The following is a 17,158-nucleotide window of genomic DNA, read 5'->3' on the forward strand; positions in this document are numbered from 1 at the left end:
CGCGGGAGCGGAATCGGAGCATGCCCCAGGCCGGTAAGAGCCCGGCAAGGACGCGGGCGGGCCCGCTCCCCGACTACTCCGCCGGCACCAAGTTCGACGCCGAAGACTTGATCAAGGCGAGGGCCTCCGCCACCACCGGGTGCCGGGCACCGCCCTTGCGCGTGGCGGCGAGGATGCGGCGGGCGGGAGCAGGCTCGCCGGAGAGCGGGATGCGGGCCACCGGCCACTCCGTGTTGATGCGGGCGAGGCGCGGCACGAGGATCACGCCGAGGCCGTGCGCCACCATCGCCGTACCCGTGTCCCACTCGTCGGACTGATGGCCGACGTCGGGGGTGAAGCCGGCGGCCATGCACGCCGTGACCAGCAGGTCGTGGTACGTCGTGCCGGGTGTGCCGACGATCCACTGCTCGCGGGACGCGTCCGCGAGGACGACCCGGTCGCGCGCGGCGAGCGGATGCTCGGCGGGCACGACGAGGTCGAGCGGGTCGTCGAGGAGCGGCTGCTGCTCGAAGCGCTCGTCGCTGAGCGGCGGTGAGTCGGTCGTGACGACGACCAGGCCGAGGTCGGCCTCGCCCGTGAGCAGCAGCTCGAAGCAGCGGGCGGGCTCCGCCTCGACGAGCCGCACCTTCAGCTGCGGATGCCGGTCGCGCAGGGTCGCCGCCGTGGACGGCAGCAGGTGCGTGGCGGCGGTGGAGAAGCCGCAGAGCGTGAACGACCCGGTCTGCACGTCGGCCATCGCGGCGAGGTCGCTGCGCGCCCGCTCCCACTGCGCCTCCAGGACGGCCGCGTGCCGCAGCAGCGTACGGGCCGCCGCCGTCAGCTTGATGCCGCGGCCCGCGGGCTCGATGAGCGTGACGCCGACCTGCTCGGCGAGCTGCCGCAGCTGGTACGAGACGGTGGAGGGCTTGAGGCCCATGGCCTCGGCCGCCGCGGTGACGCCACCGTGCGCCTCGACCATCTGGAGGACCTTGAGCTTGGGGTCGATCATTCGACCATCTTGCACGGTCACGTACAAGATCGCCCAATTGTGTCGACGAGTCACGGGTGACACCCTTCCGGGGTGCTGTCCAAGAGTCCTTTCCTGCGCCGGAATCCTGCGGTTCCGACGGGAATGCGCGCTTTGTTCGCCACAGTCTCGGTCGTCCGCTTTCTCGCCCGGTCCACGGCGGGCCTGTTCCTCGTCGCCGTTCCCGCGGTCCTGATCGCGTCGGGGCGGAGCGATCCGGCCGCCGTCTGCGGCGTTCCGCTGTGCGTCGTCGTGTGCTCGGCGCTCGCGGGGCCGCTCGCCGCCGAACTCGGCCACCGCGCCGCCCAGTTCGCCGGTCTCACCGCGCTCCTGGCGAGCCTGTCCGTGCTGTCCCTGACGGCCGGGTCGTCGACCTGGCTCACCCTGTGCGCCGCCGCGGTCGCGGGGGCGGGGCACGGCCTCGCCCGCTCCGGAGCCCGCGCCGTCCTGGCCGTCCGCACCCCCACCGCCGACCGCCTCGGCGTGTGCCTGCCGCTGCTCGTGGCGGCGCTGCTCGCGCCCGCGAGTTCCCCGGCGTCCGCGACGGCCCTGGTGGCCTCGGCGCTCGCGCTGCTCGTCTTCCCGGCGGCCGGCGCCGTCCTCGAGGCGGGACGCACCGCGCGCCGGGTCCGGCAGCCCGTCCACTGGATCGATCCCACCCCCCTGCGCGGGAGTTCCGCCCGCCGCACCACGCACCAACCCTGAGGAGTAGTACGTGCCAGCCGCGCACACCGTTTCCGAGCTGCCCGATTCCCCGGCGGCCCCGGCCGAACCCCTGGTCACCGACCCGAAGGTGACCAGGCGGGCCGTGGGCGCCGCGGCCATCGGAAACATCACCGAGTGGTTCGACTTCGGTGTCTTCGCCAATCTGACGCCCGTGCTCACGGCGGTGTTCTTCACCGGCGCGAGCGAGACCGTCGGCACCATCGGCACCCTCGGCCTGTTCGCGGTCGCCTTCCTGGTCCGCCCGCTGGGCGGCATGTTCTTCGGCCCGCTCGGCGACCGGATCGGCCGCACCAAGGTGCTGTCGATCACGGTCATCATGATGGCGATCGGCACGTTCGTGATCGCGTTCATACCCGGCTACGAGACCTGGGGCCCCGCCGCCCCGCTCCTGATGCTGCTCGCCCGCCTCGTGCAGGGCTTCTCCACGGGCGGCGAGTACGGCGGCGCGATGACGTTCATCGCCGAGTACGCGCCCGACAAGCGGCGCGGATTCCTCGGCAGCTGGCTGGAGTTCGGCACCCTGACCGGCTATCTCCTCGGCGGCGTCGCGGGCCTCGTCATCCAGCTGCCGGGCGTCATGTCGCACGACGACCTGCTGTCCTGGGGCTGGCGCATCCCGTTCCTGATCTCGGGCCCGATCGGCATCATCGGGCTGTACCTGCGCCTGAAGCTGGAGGACACCCCGGCGTTCAAGGCGGCCGTGGCCGAGCAGCAGGGCCGTGAGGGCAACCAGACCCTCAAGGAGATCAAGCGGGTGTTCACCGACCACTGGCGACCGATGCTGATCTGCATGGGCCTCGTGCTGGTCTTCAACGTCACGAACTACATGCTCACCACGTACATGCTCGAATACATCGACAAGTTCGCCCCGTCGGTGAGCTCGACGTGGGCGCAGCTCCTGGAGATCGCGGTCCTCGCGGTGGGGATGCTCCTCATCACCTTCGTGGGCCGGCTCTCGGACCGCGTAGGGCGCAAGCCGGTGCTGTACTTCGGCTGCGGCATGCTGATCGTGCTCGGTGTGCCGTCGGTGCTGCTGATCCAGCAGAACACTCTGACGTCGGTCTTCCTCGGCCTGGTCCTGATGTCGTTGATGCTGCTCTGCTTCAACAGCACGATCCCCTCGACGCTCCCGGCGCTGTTCCCGACGGAGATCCGGTACGGCGGTCTGTCGATCGCGTTCAACATCTCGGTGTCGCTGTTCGGCGGCACGACCGCCGTCGTCAACGCCCTTCTGGTGGAGGCGACCGGGGACATCAACGTGCCGGGCTACTACCTGATGGCGGCAGGCGCGATCGGTGCCGTGGCCGCCTACTGCGCGGCGGAGTCCGCGGGGAAGCCGCTGCCTGGTTCGGCACCGGCCGTGTGACCGGGGTTTCCACGGTGTCCGGATGATGTCGCGGGGCTGTCACAGCGGAACAGATGTGCGCACTCCCGTGCCTACGGTGGCCGAGCAGTGATCAACGCGTCCACCCCACGGCCCCCCACACAGAAACGGACAGCTGTGACTCGCCACACCACATCCCGCCGCATGCTCCTGGGCGTCACCGGGTCGACCCTCCTGGCCGCCGCCTGCTCGCCGTCGCCGTCGAACGACGCCAAGGCCTCGGGCACGACGTCGACGCCGACGAAGTCCACCGGTCCCGTCGAGGGCAAGGCCGCCGCGGGCAAGGCACCCGGCGGCGCCCCCGACGGCGCCCTCGGCGTGAACTTCAACGAGGACCCCACGGGCCTCGGCGCCGCCCAGCTCCAGGCGCTCTCGGCCACGTGGGTGCGCGGCTTCGTCCCGATGACGCCGGGCGACCTCGACGGGGACGTCACCCAGCAGCGCGCGATCAAGGCACTCCTGGCCGCGCACGGCGACGGCCGCAAAACGATCCTCTCGCTCAAGTTCCCCTACGCGCTGGGCCCCACGAAGGGCCCGCTCCCCACCCCGGGCAGCGCCGAACTGAAGGACCTCCTGGCCCTCGTGGACCGGGTCCTCGCCGCCGTCGTCGGCAAGGTCGACATCCTCACCATCGGCAACGAACCGTTCCTGGAGACGCTCCCCGAGGAGCGCGACAAGACGCTCAACGTCTTCTACGAGACGCTGGCCCGCCACGTCATCGACTTCCGGGCGCGACACGGCGGCTCGGGCTCCGGCACCAGCCTCTACATGGGCGCGCTCAACAACCTCGACGACCCGGCGGGCCGCACCCCCGCGACCGAGCGGTGGATGCGGTTCGTGCACAGGACGCCCGAGCTCGCGGGCGTCGACATCCACCCGCACGTCACGTCCCTCCAGAACGCCGCCAAGTTCGTCAACTACGTGCTGCCGCAGCTGCGTCAGGACCAGAAGTTCCTCGCGACGGAGTTCTCCCTGGTCCAGTTCTGGAAGGCGCACATGGCCGACCCGGTGTCCCCGCGGTTCGCCGAGCGCTACGACGTGGACCCGGGCCGCAAGGTGTGGCAGGTGATCGGGGACGCCATCGAGGAACCGTTCCCGCAGGAGAAGTGGAACGACTTCGTCTCCCTGACCCGCTGGTTCGACGACAGCAGGAACTACCTCACCGAGCAGATGAAGGCGTTCCGCGACACCGGCAAGCTGGCGGTCGCGACGTACGGCGGCCTCCAGATCGAGTCGATGGCGTCGCACTGGGGCGCCGACAAGACGCCGTGGATCCTCAACCCCCTGTACGCGAACCGGACCGTGCGGCCCGGCGCGAACGGCGCCCTGGGCCGCAACGTCTGGTTCGACCAGTTCAAGGCCCTTCAGGCGAGCGCCTGACCACCGCGCCGGTCCTCTTGGGCGGAATCGAGCAAGGTCAGGAGAATGCGTCGCAGCGCGTCGCGATCCCGAGGGGTGACTCTCGACAGCCTGCGGTCGAACTCCGCCGCAAGCGCCGCAAGCGCTCGATCCCGCACCGACTCGCCCTCGGCAGTCAGCGTGAGTCGGTGCCGGCGCAGGTCCGCCTCGTCGATCTCGCGCCGCAGGAGCCCTTTCGCGACAAGGCTGCGGACGTAGACCGAGACGCTGGCCTTGGGAATGACCAGCTTCGCCGCCAGTTCGGCCGGGTACGGCGACGCGGCCACCTCGGCCAGCACGAAGAACTCCTTCGCTTCGAGCCCCAGCGCGGCCAGTTCGGCACTGCAGTCGCTCATCACGACGGCCAGCAGACGATGGTTCAGCGCCCACAGCTGAGCGGCGTCGACGGACACAGGAACCCCCTGGAAGGTACAGTTCTGGACTAGTTCAGTATCGTACTGAAGTGCATTTCGGACCGATCGACTTCCAGCGCACCCTCGGCGAAAGGTGCCCCAGATGGTTCAGCACATCACGATTCCGCGCGGGCCGATCGAGCTCGCGGCCGACCTCCACCTCCCCCTCGACGGCGGGGAGGCTCCCCTGCGCGCCGTGGTGCTCTCCACGCCCGGCAGCAGCGTGAAGGAGCAGATCGGAGCGAACTACGCCTCCCGTCTTGCCGCCCGGGGCCTCGCGGCGCTGGTGTTCGACCCCGCCCATCAGGGCCAGAGCGGCGGCGACCCGCGCGACCTCGAGGACCCCTACCGCCGCGGCGAGGACATCTCGTACGCCATCGACGCGCTCAGCACACATCCCCGCATCGACCCGCGGCGCATCGGTGTCCTCGGCATCTGTGCCGGCGGCGGCTATGCCGTGCACACCGCCCGCACGGACCACCGCATCAGGGCCGTGGGGACGGTCGTCCCCAGCGACATCGGCACGTCGTTCCGCGGCTTCCAGCCCGACGGCCCGGCCGCCGCGCTCGACGCCATGGCCGAGGCGCGCACCACGGAGAGCCTCACCGGCAACCTGACGCGCACGAACTGGCTGCCCGACACTCCGGGAGACGCCGTCGCCGCCGGGCTGACCGACATCGACACGACCCAGGCGATCGCCTTCTACCGCACCGAGCGGGGCTGGAACAAGCACTCGACCAACCGCCGCCTCTCGCGCAGCGACTCGCTGCTTCTGGGCTACGACGCGTTCCACCTCGTCGACCGGCTCATGACTCAGCCGCTTCAGGTCGTCCTCGCGGGACGCGTCGGCAACACCGGCTCCTACGAAGCCGGCATGCGGTTGTGGAAACTGGCGCCCAACCCCGTCGACCTCATGATCGTCGAGAACGCCGGCCACTACGAGATGTACGACGAACCCGCCTACGTCGACGCCGCCGTCGACCGGCTCGCCGAGTTCTATACGAACCACCTGTGAACAGCGATACCCCTGACCGCCCCCTCCACGCTGAAGCCACTTCCCCACCAGGAGAGACGTACGTCACACAAACTTCTCGTGTGAACTCGCGTAATGCGCAGCCACCTGGGTGCTCCTACAGCACACCGGTCACACGAGGCCGGGCCGCACCCCGTTGGAGCCCTTCATGCACGTCACCCTTGAACTGGTCACCGGCGCCCGCCTGGTCACCACGCACCACGAAGCCCCCGTCGCCGTCACCCTCTTCCACTCATCGTCCGACCCACTCGCCGTCCAGCTCAGGTTCCCGGAGCACATATCGGCGGACGGCGAGGCGGCGACGTGGACGTTCGCGCGTTCACTGCTGGCCGCGGGTCTGAGCTCCGGAGCTCGCGGCGGCGCGGTGCAGATCACGCCCCGAGGGCCTGACCACACCCGCGTAGAGCTCTCGTCGCCGCAGGGGGTGGCCAGGCTCCGTTTCGACACGCGCGCCCTGCACCGCTTCCTGGCCCGCAGTCACACCATCGTCGCGCCGACCGAGGAAGTCGTGGCGGCCGAACTCGACCACAACCTCGGGACGCTGTTCGGAAGCGCGGCATGAGACACCACGACGCCACCCGTATGGGTTCCACCAGCCGCACCGCGTCGGTGACGTTCCGGGGCAGCGAGGCCCTGGAGCTCGGCAGACAGCTGCACGCGGTCCGCATGGAACAGGGGCTGCCCCTGGCCCGGGCCGCTGCGTCCGCGGGGCTGTCCCCGTTGTGGGCGGCGCAGATCGAGTGCGGTGAAGTGCTCGACCTGGAAACCCTGCACGCCTACGCCCGCGCCCTCGGCGCTCGGCTCACCGTGCGCCTCGACACCGGCCTCCCGCCGGACCGCCATGGGGCGGGCGACCACCCCTGAGACCGGCGGGGCAGTTGTCCGGTGGGGAGCGCGACGCGTGCTCTCCACCGACCCCGCGTCGGGGCGACTACAGCAATCGGCGTACGCCCCCGGCGTCCGATCCCAGGGTTTTCCCCGTGGCCCAGGGGCCCGGCCGGGTCCATCGTGGAGACACGAAAGCACACGGGGGCTTTCGACACGGGGGATCCGACGGAGGAACGACGGGGAATCTCCGGAGGAGTTACGGGGGACACGGGGGACGGGGGTGCCCGGCGCGGGCACCCCCACTGCGCGTGCGCGGGGTCAGGCGTGCGCGGACTCGCTGAGCAGCCGCACCAGTTGAGCCCGCCGGTGCACGCCCTCCAGCTTCCGGTAGATGTTGCCCAGGTGGAACTCGACCGTCTTCACGCTGAGGAAGAGCTGCTCCGCCGCCTCGTGGTTGGTGACACCGCGGCCGACGGCGAGCGCGACGCGCAGCTCCTGCGGGGTCAGTCCGTCGAGCGGGCTGCGCCCCGAGTCGACGCGGTCGCCGCCCGCCGCGTGCAGCTCGGCGGCGGCGCGGCCAGCCCAGCTGGTGGCACCGAGGCGTTCGAAGGTGGCGAGGGCGCGCTGGAGCCTGCGGCGGGCCTCGCTGCGCCGGCCCAGCCTGCGCAGCAGCTCCCCGCGGGCGAACTCGGTGCGGCCCACTTCGAACGGCGCCCGGACGTCGGCGAGCCGGGCGAGCGCACGGTCCATGTGCCGCTCCGCATAGGCGGGTTCCAGCATGCCGCGGCAGCGGGCGGCAGCGGCGGCGGTGATCGGGCGTCTGCCGCGGCCCGCCTCGTGCTCCAGGACCCGCAGCACCTCGTACGCCTCGTCGTGGCGGTGCAGATGCACGTACGCCTCGGCGAGGTCGGCCGCCCAGGAGAGGTAGAGGCCGTCACCGCGGCCGTTGGCGAGGGAGAAGGCCCGTACCTCTTCGAGGTGTCCCGCCGCCTCCTCGTAGCGGCCGAGGCCCAGTTCGAGGAGGCCGAGGGCGCCGCGGGCGCGGGCCGCGTCCATGGGGAGTTCGGCGGCCGCGGCCAGCGACCGGCACTGCGCCTCGTGCGCCCGGCAGTCCGCCTCCCTGCCCAGGACGGCCTCCGCGCGGGCCTGCGCGGCGAGCGCCCTGCACACCTCGATGACGCGGCCGGTGTCCTCGCCGAGCCGGGCGGACTCGTCGGCGTGGGCGAGGGAGGCGTTCCACTCGCCGCGCCAGAACTCGACGACGGAGAGCGTGCCGAGGAGGTGCGCGAGCAGTCCTACGGTGCTGGAGGAGCGGGCGGCGTGCACGGCGCGGTCGAGCAGGGCGTGGCCCTCGTCCAGCTCCTCCGTGGCGAGGTAGCAGAGGCCGCCGACGCCGGAGACGGGGTACGGGAACGACAGGTCCGGTGCGGCGAGCGGCTTCTCGAGGTCGTGCAGGAGCGCGCGGCCCTCCTCCGCGTCGCCGCCGAGGAGTTCCACGAGGGCGTGCAGCAGGCGGACGGGCAGCGCCGCGGCGGTGTCGCCGAAGGCGTCGGCGAGCTGCATCGACTCGGCCGATGTGGCGCGGGCGGCGGTGAGGTCGCCGATGGCGAGTTCGGTGAGGATGATGCCGCCGAGCATGACGGCGGCGAGCGCCGGGTCGACGCGGCGGGCCTGGTCGACGGCGGCCCGCAGCTGCTCGCGGGCGCGGGCGGGGCGGCCGCGCTGGATGTCGACGTAGCAGCGCAGTTGGCGCAGGTCGAGGCGGGTTCGTTCGTGGGCGGCGTGGTCGAGGGCGCGGTCCAGGAGGTCGGCGGCCTCGTCGAGGGATCCGGCGGCCTGGGCGGCGCGTGCGGCGGCGAGCAGGCGGCGGGCCTTGCCCTCGTCGTCGGGGGTGAAGCGGGCGGCGTGCGCGAACAGGCGGGCGGCCAGCGGGAAGGTGAGGCTGGCGGGGCCGCCGGACGCGGCCCGCGCGAGCGACTCGGCGACCTCCTCGTCCGGGTCGGCGCCGGATTCGGAGAGGTGCCAGGCGTAGCGCTCCAGGGCGGCGGGGGCGCGGGCGCCTCGGAGTGCCTGGGCGACGGTGCGGTGGGCGCGCCAGCGACGGACGGCGGTCGCGCCGTGGTAGACGCCGGAGCGGACGAGCGGGTGGCGGAAGACGTACGCGCCTTCCTCGACGGTCATCAAGCCCGCGCGCTCGGCCGGTTCGAGGTCCGCGTAGGTCAACCCGTGGGCGCGCAGCACCCGTTCGGTGCCGGCGAGGGGGCGGGGGCCGAGGACCGCGAGCAGCAGCATGGCGTCGCGTGTCCGGTCCGGGAGCCGGGTGATGGCGCTGTGGAACGTGCGGGCGAGGATGTCGCCGATCGGGAGCGGCGCGCCGCGGTCGGGGCGGTGGCCGCTGTGGGCGAGCAGGGCGGGAAGCTCGACGAGCGCCAGCGGATTGCCGCGGGCCTCGCTCAGCAACCACTGCACGTCGTGCGGGGACAGCGGCTCGTCGGACTCCTCGGCGACGAGTTCACGCGCCGCGCCGGTGTCGAGCCCGCGCAGGGCGAGGGTCTCCACCGGGGCGAGCCGGGAGGCCGTCTCGTCGGTGTCACGGGTGGCGAAGAGCACGACGACGCCTTCGCGTCCGAGGCGCCGGGTGGCGAAGGCGAGGGCGTCCAGCGAATACGGATCGAGCCACTGCGCATCGTCCACGACGACGAGCACGGGCCCCGACTCGCTGATCGCGCCCAACAGACTGAGCGTTCCCGCGGCGACGGCGAAGCGGTCCTGGGCGACGGCGGGACCGAGGGCGAGGGCGCCGGTGAGCGCGGCGGCCTGGCGGTCCGGGATGCGGTCGAGGTGATCGGTGACGGGGCGGAACAGGTCGGCGAGGCCCACGTACGGGAGCTGGGACTCCGCCTCGATGCCCTGGGTGCGGAGGCGGGTGAGGTCCCGGGCGACGGATTCGGCATAGGCGAGGAGGCTGGTCTTCCCCATGCCTGCCTCGCCGCGGACGACCAGGGCGGCGCTGTGGCCGGCGCGGGCCCCGTCCACGAGGTCGGCCAGCCGTGCGCATTCCGCTGTGCGACCCAGCAGCATACGCCCCAGCGTAGCGTCAACTCTCCGCTGTGGACCGGGTGTTGTCGTCGCGGTGACCCGTCCCTACGCCACGGGGCTGTCATGCCGAACCGGCGTTGCGCCCCGGGGCTCCGCCCCAGACCCTGCTGCTCAATCGCCGCAGGAGCTTGATTTACCCACCTGCGCCCCACAAGGCTCCCGCCTCACGCCGCTTCCGCCTCCGCCACCACCCCCGCCCCGAACTGCGTCGCGTACAGCTCCGCGTAGCGGCCCCCGTGGAGGAGAAGCTCCTCGTGGGTGCCGCGTTCGACGATGCGGCCGTCCTCCACGACCAGGATCTGGTCGGCGGAGCGGATGGTCGACAGGCGGTGGGCGATGACGACCGCCGTGCGGTCGGAGAGCGCCTCGGCGAGGGCCTCCTGCACGGCCGCCTCGGACGTGTTGTCCAGGTGCGCGGTCGCCTCGTCGAGGATGACCACCCGCTGCCGCGCGAGCAGCAGGCGCGCGATCGTCATGCGCTGGCGTTCGCCACCGGACAAGCGGTAGCCCCGCTCCCCGACCACCGTGTCCAGTCCGTCCGGCAGCTCCCGGACCAGCCCGTCGAGGCGCGCCCGACGCAGCACCTCCCACAGTTCGGCCTCCGTCGCCCCCGGCCGCGCGAGCAGCAGGTTCGCCCGCACCGTGTCGTGGAAGAGGTGCCCGTCCTGCGTCACCATGCCCAGCGTGCCGCGCAGCGACTCCGCGGTGGCGTCCCGCACGTCGACCCCGCCGATCCGGACCGCTCCGCCATCGGTGTCGTAGAGCCGCGGCAGCAGCGACGCGATGGTCGACTTCCCCGCCCCGGAGGAGCCGACGAGCGCCACCGTCTGCCCGGGTTCGGCCCGGAAGGACACCCCGTGCAGGACCTCCGCCCCGCCCCGCGTGTCGAGCGAGGCGACCTCCTCGAGCGAGGCGAGCGACACCTTGTCCGCGGCCGGGTATCCGAACCGTACGTCGTCGAACTCCACCGCCACGGGTCCCTCGGGGATCTCCCGCGCGTCCGGCTTCTCGTCGATGAGCGGCTTGAGGTCGAGCACCTCGAAGACCCGCTCGAAGCTGACGAGCGCGCTCATGACCTCGACGCGCGCCCCGGCGAGCGAGGTCAGCGGCGCGTAGAGGCGGGTCAGGAGCAGCGCGAGCGAGACGACCGCGCCGGCCTCCAGCGTGCCGGACAGCGCGAAGTAGCCGCCGAGCCCGTACACCAGCGCGAGCGCGAGCGCCGACACGAGGGTGAGCGCGGTGATGAACGCGGACTGCGCCATGGCCGTGCGCACGCCGATGTCCCGCACCCGCCGCGCCCGTTCCGCGAACTCCGCGGACTCGTCGCCGGGACGCCCGAACAGCTTGATCAGCGTGGCGCCCGGCGCCGAGAACCGTTCGGTCATCCGCGTCCCCATCGCCGCGTTGTGCGCGGCGGCCTCCCGCTGCAGGCGTGCCATCCGTGAGCCCATGCGGCGGGCGGGCAGCACGAACACCGGCAGCAGCACGAGCGCGAGCAGTGTGATCTGCCAGGAGAGCGTGAGCATGACGGCCAGGGTGAGGATCAGGGTGACGACGTTGCCGACGACGCCGGACAGCGTGTTGCTGAAGGCGCGCTGCGCGCCGATGACGTCGTTGTTGAGGCGGCTGACGAGGGCTCCTGTGCGGGTCCTGGTGAAGAACGCGACGGGCATCCGCTGGACGTGGTCGAAGACGGCCGTGCGGAGGTCGAGGATGAGGCCCTCGCCGAGGTTCGCGGAGAGCCAGCGGGCGAGGAGCCCGATGCCGGCCTCGGCGAGCGCGATGGCGGCGATGAGGAGCGCTAGGCGGACGACGTGCCCCTGGTCGTCGCCGCGCACGATGGCGTCGACGACCTTGCCGGCGAGCATCGGTGTCGCCACGGCGAGCAGCGCGGTCAGGATGCTCAGGAGGACGAACTGGGCGATGCGCCGCCGGTGCGGCCGTGCGAAGGCGGCGATCCTGCTCAGGGTCGCGCGGGTGAAGGGGCGGCCGTTCGGGCCGCCGTTCTGGGCATTCATGACGCTGTGCAGCTGCGTCCAGGCTGTGGTCTCCATGCTCATGCCGAAGACGCTAGAACCTCAACCAATCTTGAGGTCAAGACTCGGGCCGCGGAAGGTCGGGCGGCCGACACCCCTGTCACACCTCTTGACCCTTGAGTAACCGGAACGTAACTTCGCTTCAATTCTTGTGCCCATTACACAAGTTGTGGGTTCCACACGATCGGGAAGCGAAGGCATGCCGGAGCTGCGCAGACGAACCCTGCTGTCCGCGATCGGTGTCACCGCCGCCGCGGGCGCCGCCACGACCAGCCAAGCCACCACCGCGTACGCCACGACGAGCGCCCCCGCCGCGCCGAAGAAGCCTCATGAGGCGAAGGTCCGGGCCCTGCTCGCGCGTATGACTCTCGAAGAGAAGCTGGGGCAGCTCCAGCAGCTCCCCTGGTCCTACGACCTCAATCCGGGCTCGGGCACGACGAAGGCGGTCGAGGACGCCGCGCGGGCCGGCAAGGTCGGCTCGGTGTTCAGCATCTTCGGCGCGCAGACCACCAACGAGCTGCAGCGCATCGCCGTCGAGGAGTCCCGGCTCGGCATCCCGCTGCTGCTCGGCCTGGACGTCATCCACGGCTTCTGGACCAACTTCCCGATCCCGCTCGCCCAGGCGTCCAGCTTCGATCCGGAGGTGGCCCGCTCCGACGCCGAGGTGTCGGCGAAGGAGGCCCGTTCGAACGGGGTGCACTGGACGTTCGCGCCGATGATGGACGTCACGCACGAGCCGCGCTGGGGCCGCATCGCGGAGGGCAACGGCGAGGACCCGTATCTGACCGCGAAGTTCGCGGCGGCCAAGGTCGAGGGCTACCAGGGTTCCGGCTACGGCTCGAAGGACACGGTCGCCGCGTGCGCGAAGCACTTCGTGGCGTACGGGGGCGCGGAGGGCGGCCGCGACTACAACACGGTCGACGTGTCCGAGTCGCGCCTCCGCAATCTCTATCTCCCGCCGTTCAAGGCGGCGTTGGACGCGGGCGTCGCCACGGTGATGGCCTCCTTCAACACCATCAGCGGCGTCCCTGCGCACGGCAATCCGCACACCCTCACCGACATCCTCAAGAAAGAGTGGGGCTTCGAGGGGATGGTCGTCAGCGACTACACCGGCGTTCAGGAACTGATCGCGCACGGCTTCGCGGAGGACGGCGCCGACGCGGCGCGGCTCGCGCTCAACGCCGGCGTCGACATGGAGATGACCAGCACGAACCTCCTCACCAACGGCAAGAAGCTGCTGCGCGCCGGGAAGATCGAGCAGCGGCGCGTCGACGAGGCGGTCGCGACCGTGCTGCGCCTCAAGTACGAGCTCGGCCTCTTCGACGACCCGTACGTGGAGGAGTCGAAGGCCATCGACGCACCCACGGCCGAAGCGCGGAAGGCGGCGCGCACGGCGGCATCCCGCTCGATGGTGCTGCTGAAGAACGAGAAGGGCGCGCTCCCCCTCAAGAAGTCGGTCGCGTCCGTGGCGGTCGTCGGCCCGTTCGCCGACTCGTCCGATCTGCTCGGTACGTGGGTGGTGCCCGCCTCGGTCGAGAAGTTCCCCGCGGTGAAGGTGCTCGACGCCGTGAAGAAGGCGGCGCCTGACGCCAAGGTCACGTACGCGCGTGGCGTCGACCCGGACGGCGAGGACACCGGCGGCATCCCCGACACGGTGGCCGCGGCGAAGTCCGCTGACGTCACGGTCGTGGTCGTCGGCGAGCCGCCCGCCATGAGCGGCGAGGCCGCGGCCCGCAGCGACATCTCGCTGCCGGGCGCGCAGGAGAAGCTGATCGCGGCGGTCGCGGAGACCGGAAAGCCGTTCGTGGTGGTCCTGGTGGGCGGCCGCCCGCTCACCGTCGGCGACTGGCTGGACAGCGCGCCCGCCGTCCTGGAGGCGTGGCACCCCGGCATCGAGGCGGGCAACGCGATCGCGGACGTCCTGTTCGGCACGGTCAACCCGGGCGGCAAGCTGCCGGTGTCGTTCCCGCGGACGACCGGGCAGATCCCGATCCACTACAACCACGAGTCGACGGGCCGCCCGTACGACAAGGACAACAAGTTCACGTCGAAGTACCTGGACCTGCCGCCGACGCCGCAGTTCCCCTTCGGGTTCGGCCTCAGCTACACCACGTTCGCCTTCTCCGCGCCGAAGCTGAGCCGCTCGTCCATCTCGGCGGCGGCGCTGCGCAAGGGCGACACCTTCGAGGTCTCCGTCGAGGTCCGCAACACCGGCTCGCGCGCGGGCGACGAGGTCGCGCAGCTCTACGTGCGCGACGTGGCGGCCTCGATGACCCAACCGGTGCGCAGGCTGCGGGGGTTCAAGCGGGTCACGCTCGACGCGGGCGCGTCGACGACGGTCCGCTTCCAGCTCGGCGCGGAGGACCTGGGGTTCTGGACGAACGACCCCGACGGCGAATTCCGCGTAGAGGAGGGCACGTTCGAGCTGTACGTCGGGAACAGTTCGACGGCGGATGCCAAGCTGAAGCTCACCGTCAGCTGACCACCCCGTCGAAGAGGCCACTATGTCGATGTCGCCGTCGCCGTCCGTCCGCGTCGAACGGGACGGCCCGGTCACCACGGTCGTCCTGTCCCGCCCCGAGGCCCGCAACGCGGTCGACGGGCCGACGGCGGAGCTGCTGGCCGACGCCTTCCGCGCGTTCGAGGCGGACGATGCGGCGCGGGTGGCCGTGCTGTGGGGCGAGGGCGGCACGTTCTGCGCGGGCGCCGACCTCAAGGCGATCGGCACGGAGCGCGGCAACCGGGTGGCGGAGGACGGGGACGGCCCGATGGGCCCGACCCGCCTCCGCCTGTCGAAGCCCGTCATCGCGGCGGTCGCCGGGCACGCGGTGGCGGGCGGCCTCGAACTCGCGCTCTGGTGCGACCTGCGGGTCGCCGAGGAGGACGCGGTGTTCGGCGTCTTCTGCCGCCGCTGGGGCGTCCCCCTCATCGACGGCGGGACGGTCCGCCTCCCCCGCCTCATCGGCGAGAGCCGCGCGAGCGACCTGATCCTCACCGGCCGCCCCGTTCCCGCCGGCGAGGCGTACGAGATCGGCCTCGCGAACCGGCTCGTGCCGCCGGGCCGGGCCCGTGCGGAGGCGGAGGAACTGGCGGCGTCGATCGCCGCGTTCCCGCAGGACTGCCTGCGCAGCGACCGGGCGTCGCTGCGGGAGCAGCACGGGCGGGACGAGACGGCGGCGATGTCCACCGAACTCGCTTACGGCGTCGGGGTCTTGAGCGGGGCGCTGGAGGGCGCGAACCGCTTCGCGTCGGGGGCGGGACGCCACGGTTCGTTCGACGACCACTCCCCGATGACGTGACGGAACCTCACCCCAGTTCGAGGGTGGTCACCCCGAAGACCCGCTCGGCGGCGAACTCCCGCACCGGCCCCGTATACATCCGGGCCGTCTCGAACCCGGGCACCAGCCCCCGCTCCTGGGCAAGTTCCACGGCGTCCGGATTCGACGCGGGAACGTCGAGGCAGACCGGTCGCCCCGCGGGCGCGAGGGCGTCGAACAGCGCACGCGCGTCGTCCCGCGTGTCCGCGAACAACGGCCCGATCCGCGGCATGTCGTGCGCCTCGCGCCGCACCCCGTACCCGGTGACGCGCCCGCCGACGACGCGGGCACGCACGACGTGCCCCTCCGTGCTCAGCCAGGACTCCAGGAACCGGGCCCTGTCCGCCGGGTAGCAGGCGTTGTCGTACGCGAACAGGGGCACGAGGTCGCCCGCGCGGTAGACGGTCACGACGCCATCGGCGGGTGCGTCCGGAGCTCCACTCGGGGTCCCGGTGAACCGGACGGTACGGTGGGCGAGTTCGAAGCCGGACCTGCGGTAGTTGTCCTGCTGGGCGACGACGCCGTCGAGCCCGACGGTGCGCCCTCCGGCGTGCGCGAGGCCGGTGTTCCAGGTGGCGATGCCGTACCCGCGGCCCCGCAGATCGGGCCGGACGAGATAGCACCCCAGGAAGGCGTACGCGTCCCCGTAGTTGACGACGGAGACTGCCGAAACCGGCTCTCCGTCGACCCGGCCGAGGAAGAACCCGTCCGGGTCCTGCGCGAAGAAGCTGACACCGTCGGCGACACCGGGGTTCCAGCCCTCGTCGGCGGCCCAGCCGCGGATCACGGGCCAGTCGTCGAGGGTGGCCCGGGAGATGTCGAGGCGGTCGGGGTGCCGGGGGTCGTCACTCACGCGCGGAGGCTCTTCTCTTCGCATGCCCCCATCCTCCCTCATTGGCCCCACACGCCCCGCGTCCGTACGGCAGGATGGCTGACGCACGCGCTCGACCACCCGTCCCCGACAAGGGAGTTGCAGCCGCCCATGCCCCTGACGCCCGAGACGTCTCCCACCCCTCCGCGTATCGACACCAGCAAGCCGCATCCGGCGCGCGTGTACGACTGGTACCTGGGCGGCAAGGACAACTACCCGGTGGACGAGGCGCTGGGCCGGCAGATCACGGCGATGGAGCCGACGGCGAAGTACGGGGCCCGGCACAACCGTTGGTTCATGCACCGCGCGATCCGGATGCTGGCGGCGCGGCGGGGCGTGGACCAGTTCCTCGACATCGGCACGGGCATACCGACGGAGCCCAACCTGCACCGGATCGCGCAGCGCGCGGTGCCCGCGGCGAGCGTCGTGTACGTCGACAACGACCCGATCGTGCTCGCCCACGCGGAGGCGCTGCTGCACGGCACACCCGAGGGCACGACCCGCTACCTCCAGGCGGACGCCCGCGAACCGGAGACGATCCTGGAACTGGCGCGCGGGATACTGGACTTCGAGCGTCCGATCGCGGTCTCCCTGATCGCGCTGCTGCACTTCATCCCCGACGAGCAGGGCGCGTACGACATCGTCCGCACCCTGGTCGACGCGCTGCCCTCCGGGAGCCACCTGGTACTGTCCCAACTCGCCTCCGACTACGACCCGGAGCGCACGCGGGAGGCCGTCGAGATGTACGCGGTCGGCGGGGTCACACTCGTACCGCGTACGCGCGAGGAGATGACCAAGTTCTTCACGAACTCGGGCCTCGAGCTCCTGGACCCCGGAGTCGTCTGGCTCCCGGACTGGCACCCGGAGTTGGCGGTCGACGAGGAACGCGACGGAACCGCGGTGCCGTTGTACGGGGCCGTGGCGGTCAAGCCGTGAAGTGACGGGAGAGCATGCCCACTTGGAAGTGACAGCAGTCACGGCACCGATGAGCATGACGAAACTCACACATGGCGATGACCACGTGACGGACCGCAGCGAATAGGCGTG

At 71.6% G+C, this 17,158-nt stretch carries 14 protein-coding genes; 9 read left to right on the plus strand and 5 right to left on the minus strand.

Annotated features, from left to right (window positions below):
• Positions 1-73 precede the first annotated feature (73 nt).
• Positions 74-988, minus strand: a complete 915-nt coding sequence (locus ACTWJ8_RS04930) for a LysR family transcriptional regulator (RefSeq protein ID WP_443263059.1) — start codon at positions 986-988, stop codon at positions 74-76.
• A 132-nt stretch (positions 989-1,120) separates the two neighbouring features.
• Here ACTWJ8_RS04930 and ACTWJ8_RS04935 point away from each other — a divergent pair, with 132 nt between their 5' ends.
• From ACTWJ8_RS04935 to ACTWJ8_RS04945, 3 genes are all read left to right on the plus strand, one after another.
• Positions 1,121-1,711 carry a hypothetical protein gene (locus ACTWJ8_RS04935; RefSeq protein ID WP_443263060.1) on the plus strand — a complete coding sequence of 197 codons (591 nt, stop codon included), beginning with the start codon at positions 1,121-1,123 and terminating at the stop codon, positions 1,709-1,711.
• 10 nt (positions 1,712-1,721) lie between these two features.
• Positions 1,722-3,098 carry an MFS transporter gene (locus tag ACTWJ8_RS04940; RefSeq protein WP_443263061.1) on the plus strand — a complete coding sequence of 459 codons (1,377 nt, stop codon included), beginning with the start codon at positions 1,722-1,724 and terminating at the stop codon, positions 3,096-3,098.
• 135 nt (positions 3,099-3,233) lie between these two features.
• Complete coding sequence (locus tag ACTWJ8_RS04945) at positions 3,234-4,496, plus strand: hypothetical protein (protein ID WP_443263062.1); 1,263 nt, start codon at positions 3,234-3,236, stop codon at positions 4,494-4,496.
• Here ACTWJ8_RS04945 and ACTWJ8_RS04950 read toward each other — a convergent pair.
• Entirely contained in the window at positions 4,481-4,927 is a 447-nt protein-coding gene (locus ACTWJ8_RS04950) for a MarR family winged helix-turn-helix transcriptional regulator (RefSeq protein WP_443263063.1), read from the minus strand. The genes ACTWJ8_RS04945 and ACTWJ8_RS04950 overlap by 16 nt on opposite strands.
• A 103-nt stretch (positions 4,928-5,030) precedes the next feature.
• On the opposite strand from ACTWJ8_RS04950, the gene ACTWJ8_RS04955 reads away from it, so the two are divergent.
• From ACTWJ8_RS04955 to ACTWJ8_RS04965, 3 genes are all read left to right on the plus strand, one after another.
• Positions 5,031-5,942, plus strand: a complete 912-nt coding sequence (locus tag ACTWJ8_RS04955) for an alpha/beta hydrolase (protein WP_443263064.1) — start codon at positions 5,031-5,033, stop codon at positions 5,940-5,942.
• Between the two features lie 166 nt (positions 5,943-6,108).
• Entirely contained in the window at positions 6,109-6,522 is a 414-nt protein-coding gene (locus ACTWJ8_RS04960) for an SsgA family sporulation/cell division regulator (protein WP_443263065.1), read from the plus strand.
• The gene (locus tag ACTWJ8_RS04965) at positions 6,519-6,824 is read left to right on the plus strand and encodes a hypothetical protein (protein ID WP_443263066.1); all 306 of its coding nucleotides are present in this window, start codon (positions 6,519-6,521) and stop codon (positions 6,822-6,824) included. Before ACTWJ8_RS04960 ends, ACTWJ8_RS04965 begins: the two co-directional genes overlap by 4 nt.
• A 282-nt stretch (positions 6,825-7,106) precedes the next feature.
• Here the strand turns inward: ACTWJ8_RS04965 and ACTWJ8_RS04970 are convergent, their stop codons facing one another.
• Both ACTWJ8_RS04970 and ACTWJ8_RS04975 read right to left on the minus strand, forming a co-directional pair.
• The gene (locus tag ACTWJ8_RS04970) at positions 7,107-9,869 is read right to left on the minus strand and encodes a helix-turn-helix transcriptional regulator (RefSeq protein ID WP_443263067.1); all 2,763 of its coding nucleotides are present in this window, start codon (positions 9,867-9,869) and stop codon (positions 7,107-7,109) included.
• 182 nt (positions 9,870-10,051) lie between these two features.
• Entirely contained in the window at positions 10,052-11,941 is a 1,890-nt protein-coding gene (locus ACTWJ8_RS04975) for an ABC transporter ATP-binding protein (protein ID WP_356381637.1), read from the minus strand.
• Between the two features lie 181 nt (positions 11,942-12,122).
• Here ACTWJ8_RS04975 and ACTWJ8_RS04980 point away from each other — a divergent pair, with 181 nt between their 5' ends.
• Positions 12,123-14,405, plus strand: coding sequence for a glycoside hydrolase family 3 N-terminal domain-containing protein (locus ACTWJ8_RS04980; protein ID WP_443263068.1), 2,283 nt, complete (start codon positions 12,123-12,125; stop codon positions 14,403-14,405).
• Positions 14,406-14,433: 28 nt separating this feature from the next.
• Positions 14,434-15,222: a crotonase/enoyl-CoA hydratase family protein gene (locus ACTWJ8_RS04985; RefSeq protein WP_443264809.1), complete on the plus strand. Its 789-nt coding sequence runs from the start codon at positions 14,434-14,436 to the stop codon at positions 15,220-15,222.
• A 7-nt stretch (positions 15,223-15,229) separates the two neighbouring features.
• On the opposite strand, the gene ACTWJ8_RS04990 is transcribed toward ACTWJ8_RS04985, so the two are convergent.
• Positions 15,230-16,093, minus strand: a complete 864-nt coding sequence (locus tag ACTWJ8_RS04990; RefSeq protein WP_443263069.1) for a GNAT family N-acetyltransferase — start codon at positions 16,091-16,093, stop codon at positions 15,230-15,232.
• Between the two features lie 129 nt (positions 16,094-16,222).
• On the opposite strand from ACTWJ8_RS04990, the gene ACTWJ8_RS04995 reads away from it, so the two are divergent.
• Positions 16,223-17,047: an SAM-dependent methyltransferase gene (locus ACTWJ8_RS04995; RefSeq protein WP_443263070.1), complete on the plus strand. Its 825-nt coding sequence runs from the start codon at positions 16,223-16,225 to the stop codon at positions 17,045-17,047.
• Positions 17,048-17,158 lie beyond the last annotated feature (111 nt).

Origin of the sequence: Streptomyces sp. SDT5-1 (assembly GCF_052245995.1) — a bacterium.
Taxonomy (GTDB): Bacteria; Actinomycetota; Actinomycetes; order Streptomycetales; family Streptomycetaceae; genus Streptomyces.

Bases quoted from the DNA above. Each gene is read 5' to 3' on its own strand.
- ACTWJ8_RS04930 (WP_443263059.1), bottom strand. From the start codon at position 988: ATGATCGACCCCAAGCTCAAGGTCCTCCAGATGGTCGAGGCGCACGGT.
- ACTWJ8_RS04955 (WP_443263064.1), top strand. From the start codon at position 5,031: ATGGTTCAGCACATCACGATTCCGCGCGGGCCGATCGAGCTCGCGGCC.
- ACTWJ8_RS04960 (WP_443263065.1), top strand. From the start codon at position 6,109: ATGCACGTCACCCTTGAACTGGTCACCGGCGCCCGCCTGGTCACCACG.
- ACTWJ8_RS04965 (WP_443263066.1), top strand. From the start codon at position 6,519: ATGAGACACCACGACGCCACCCGTATGGGTTCCACCAGCCGCACCGCG.
- ACTWJ8_RS04970 (WP_443263067.1), bottom strand. From the start codon at position 9,869: ATGCTGCTGGGTCGCACAGCGGAATGCGCACGGCTGGCCGACCTCGTG.
- ACTWJ8_RS04975 (WP_356381637.1), bottom strand. From the start codon at position 11,941: ATGGAGACCACAGCCTGGACGCAGCTGCACAGCGTCATGAATGCCCAG.
- ACTWJ8_RS04980 (WP_443263068.1), top strand. From the start codon at position 12,123: ATGCCGGAGCTGCGCAGACGAACCCTGCTGTCCGCGATCGGTGTCACC.
- ACTWJ8_RS04985 (WP_443264809.1), top strand. From the start codon at position 14,434: ATGTCGCCGTCGCCGTCCGTCCGCGTCGAACGGGACGGCCCGGTCACC.
- ACTWJ8_RS04995 (WP_443263070.1), top strand. From the start codon at position 16,223: ATGCCCCTGACGCCCGAGACGTCTCCCACCCCTCCGCGTATCGACACC.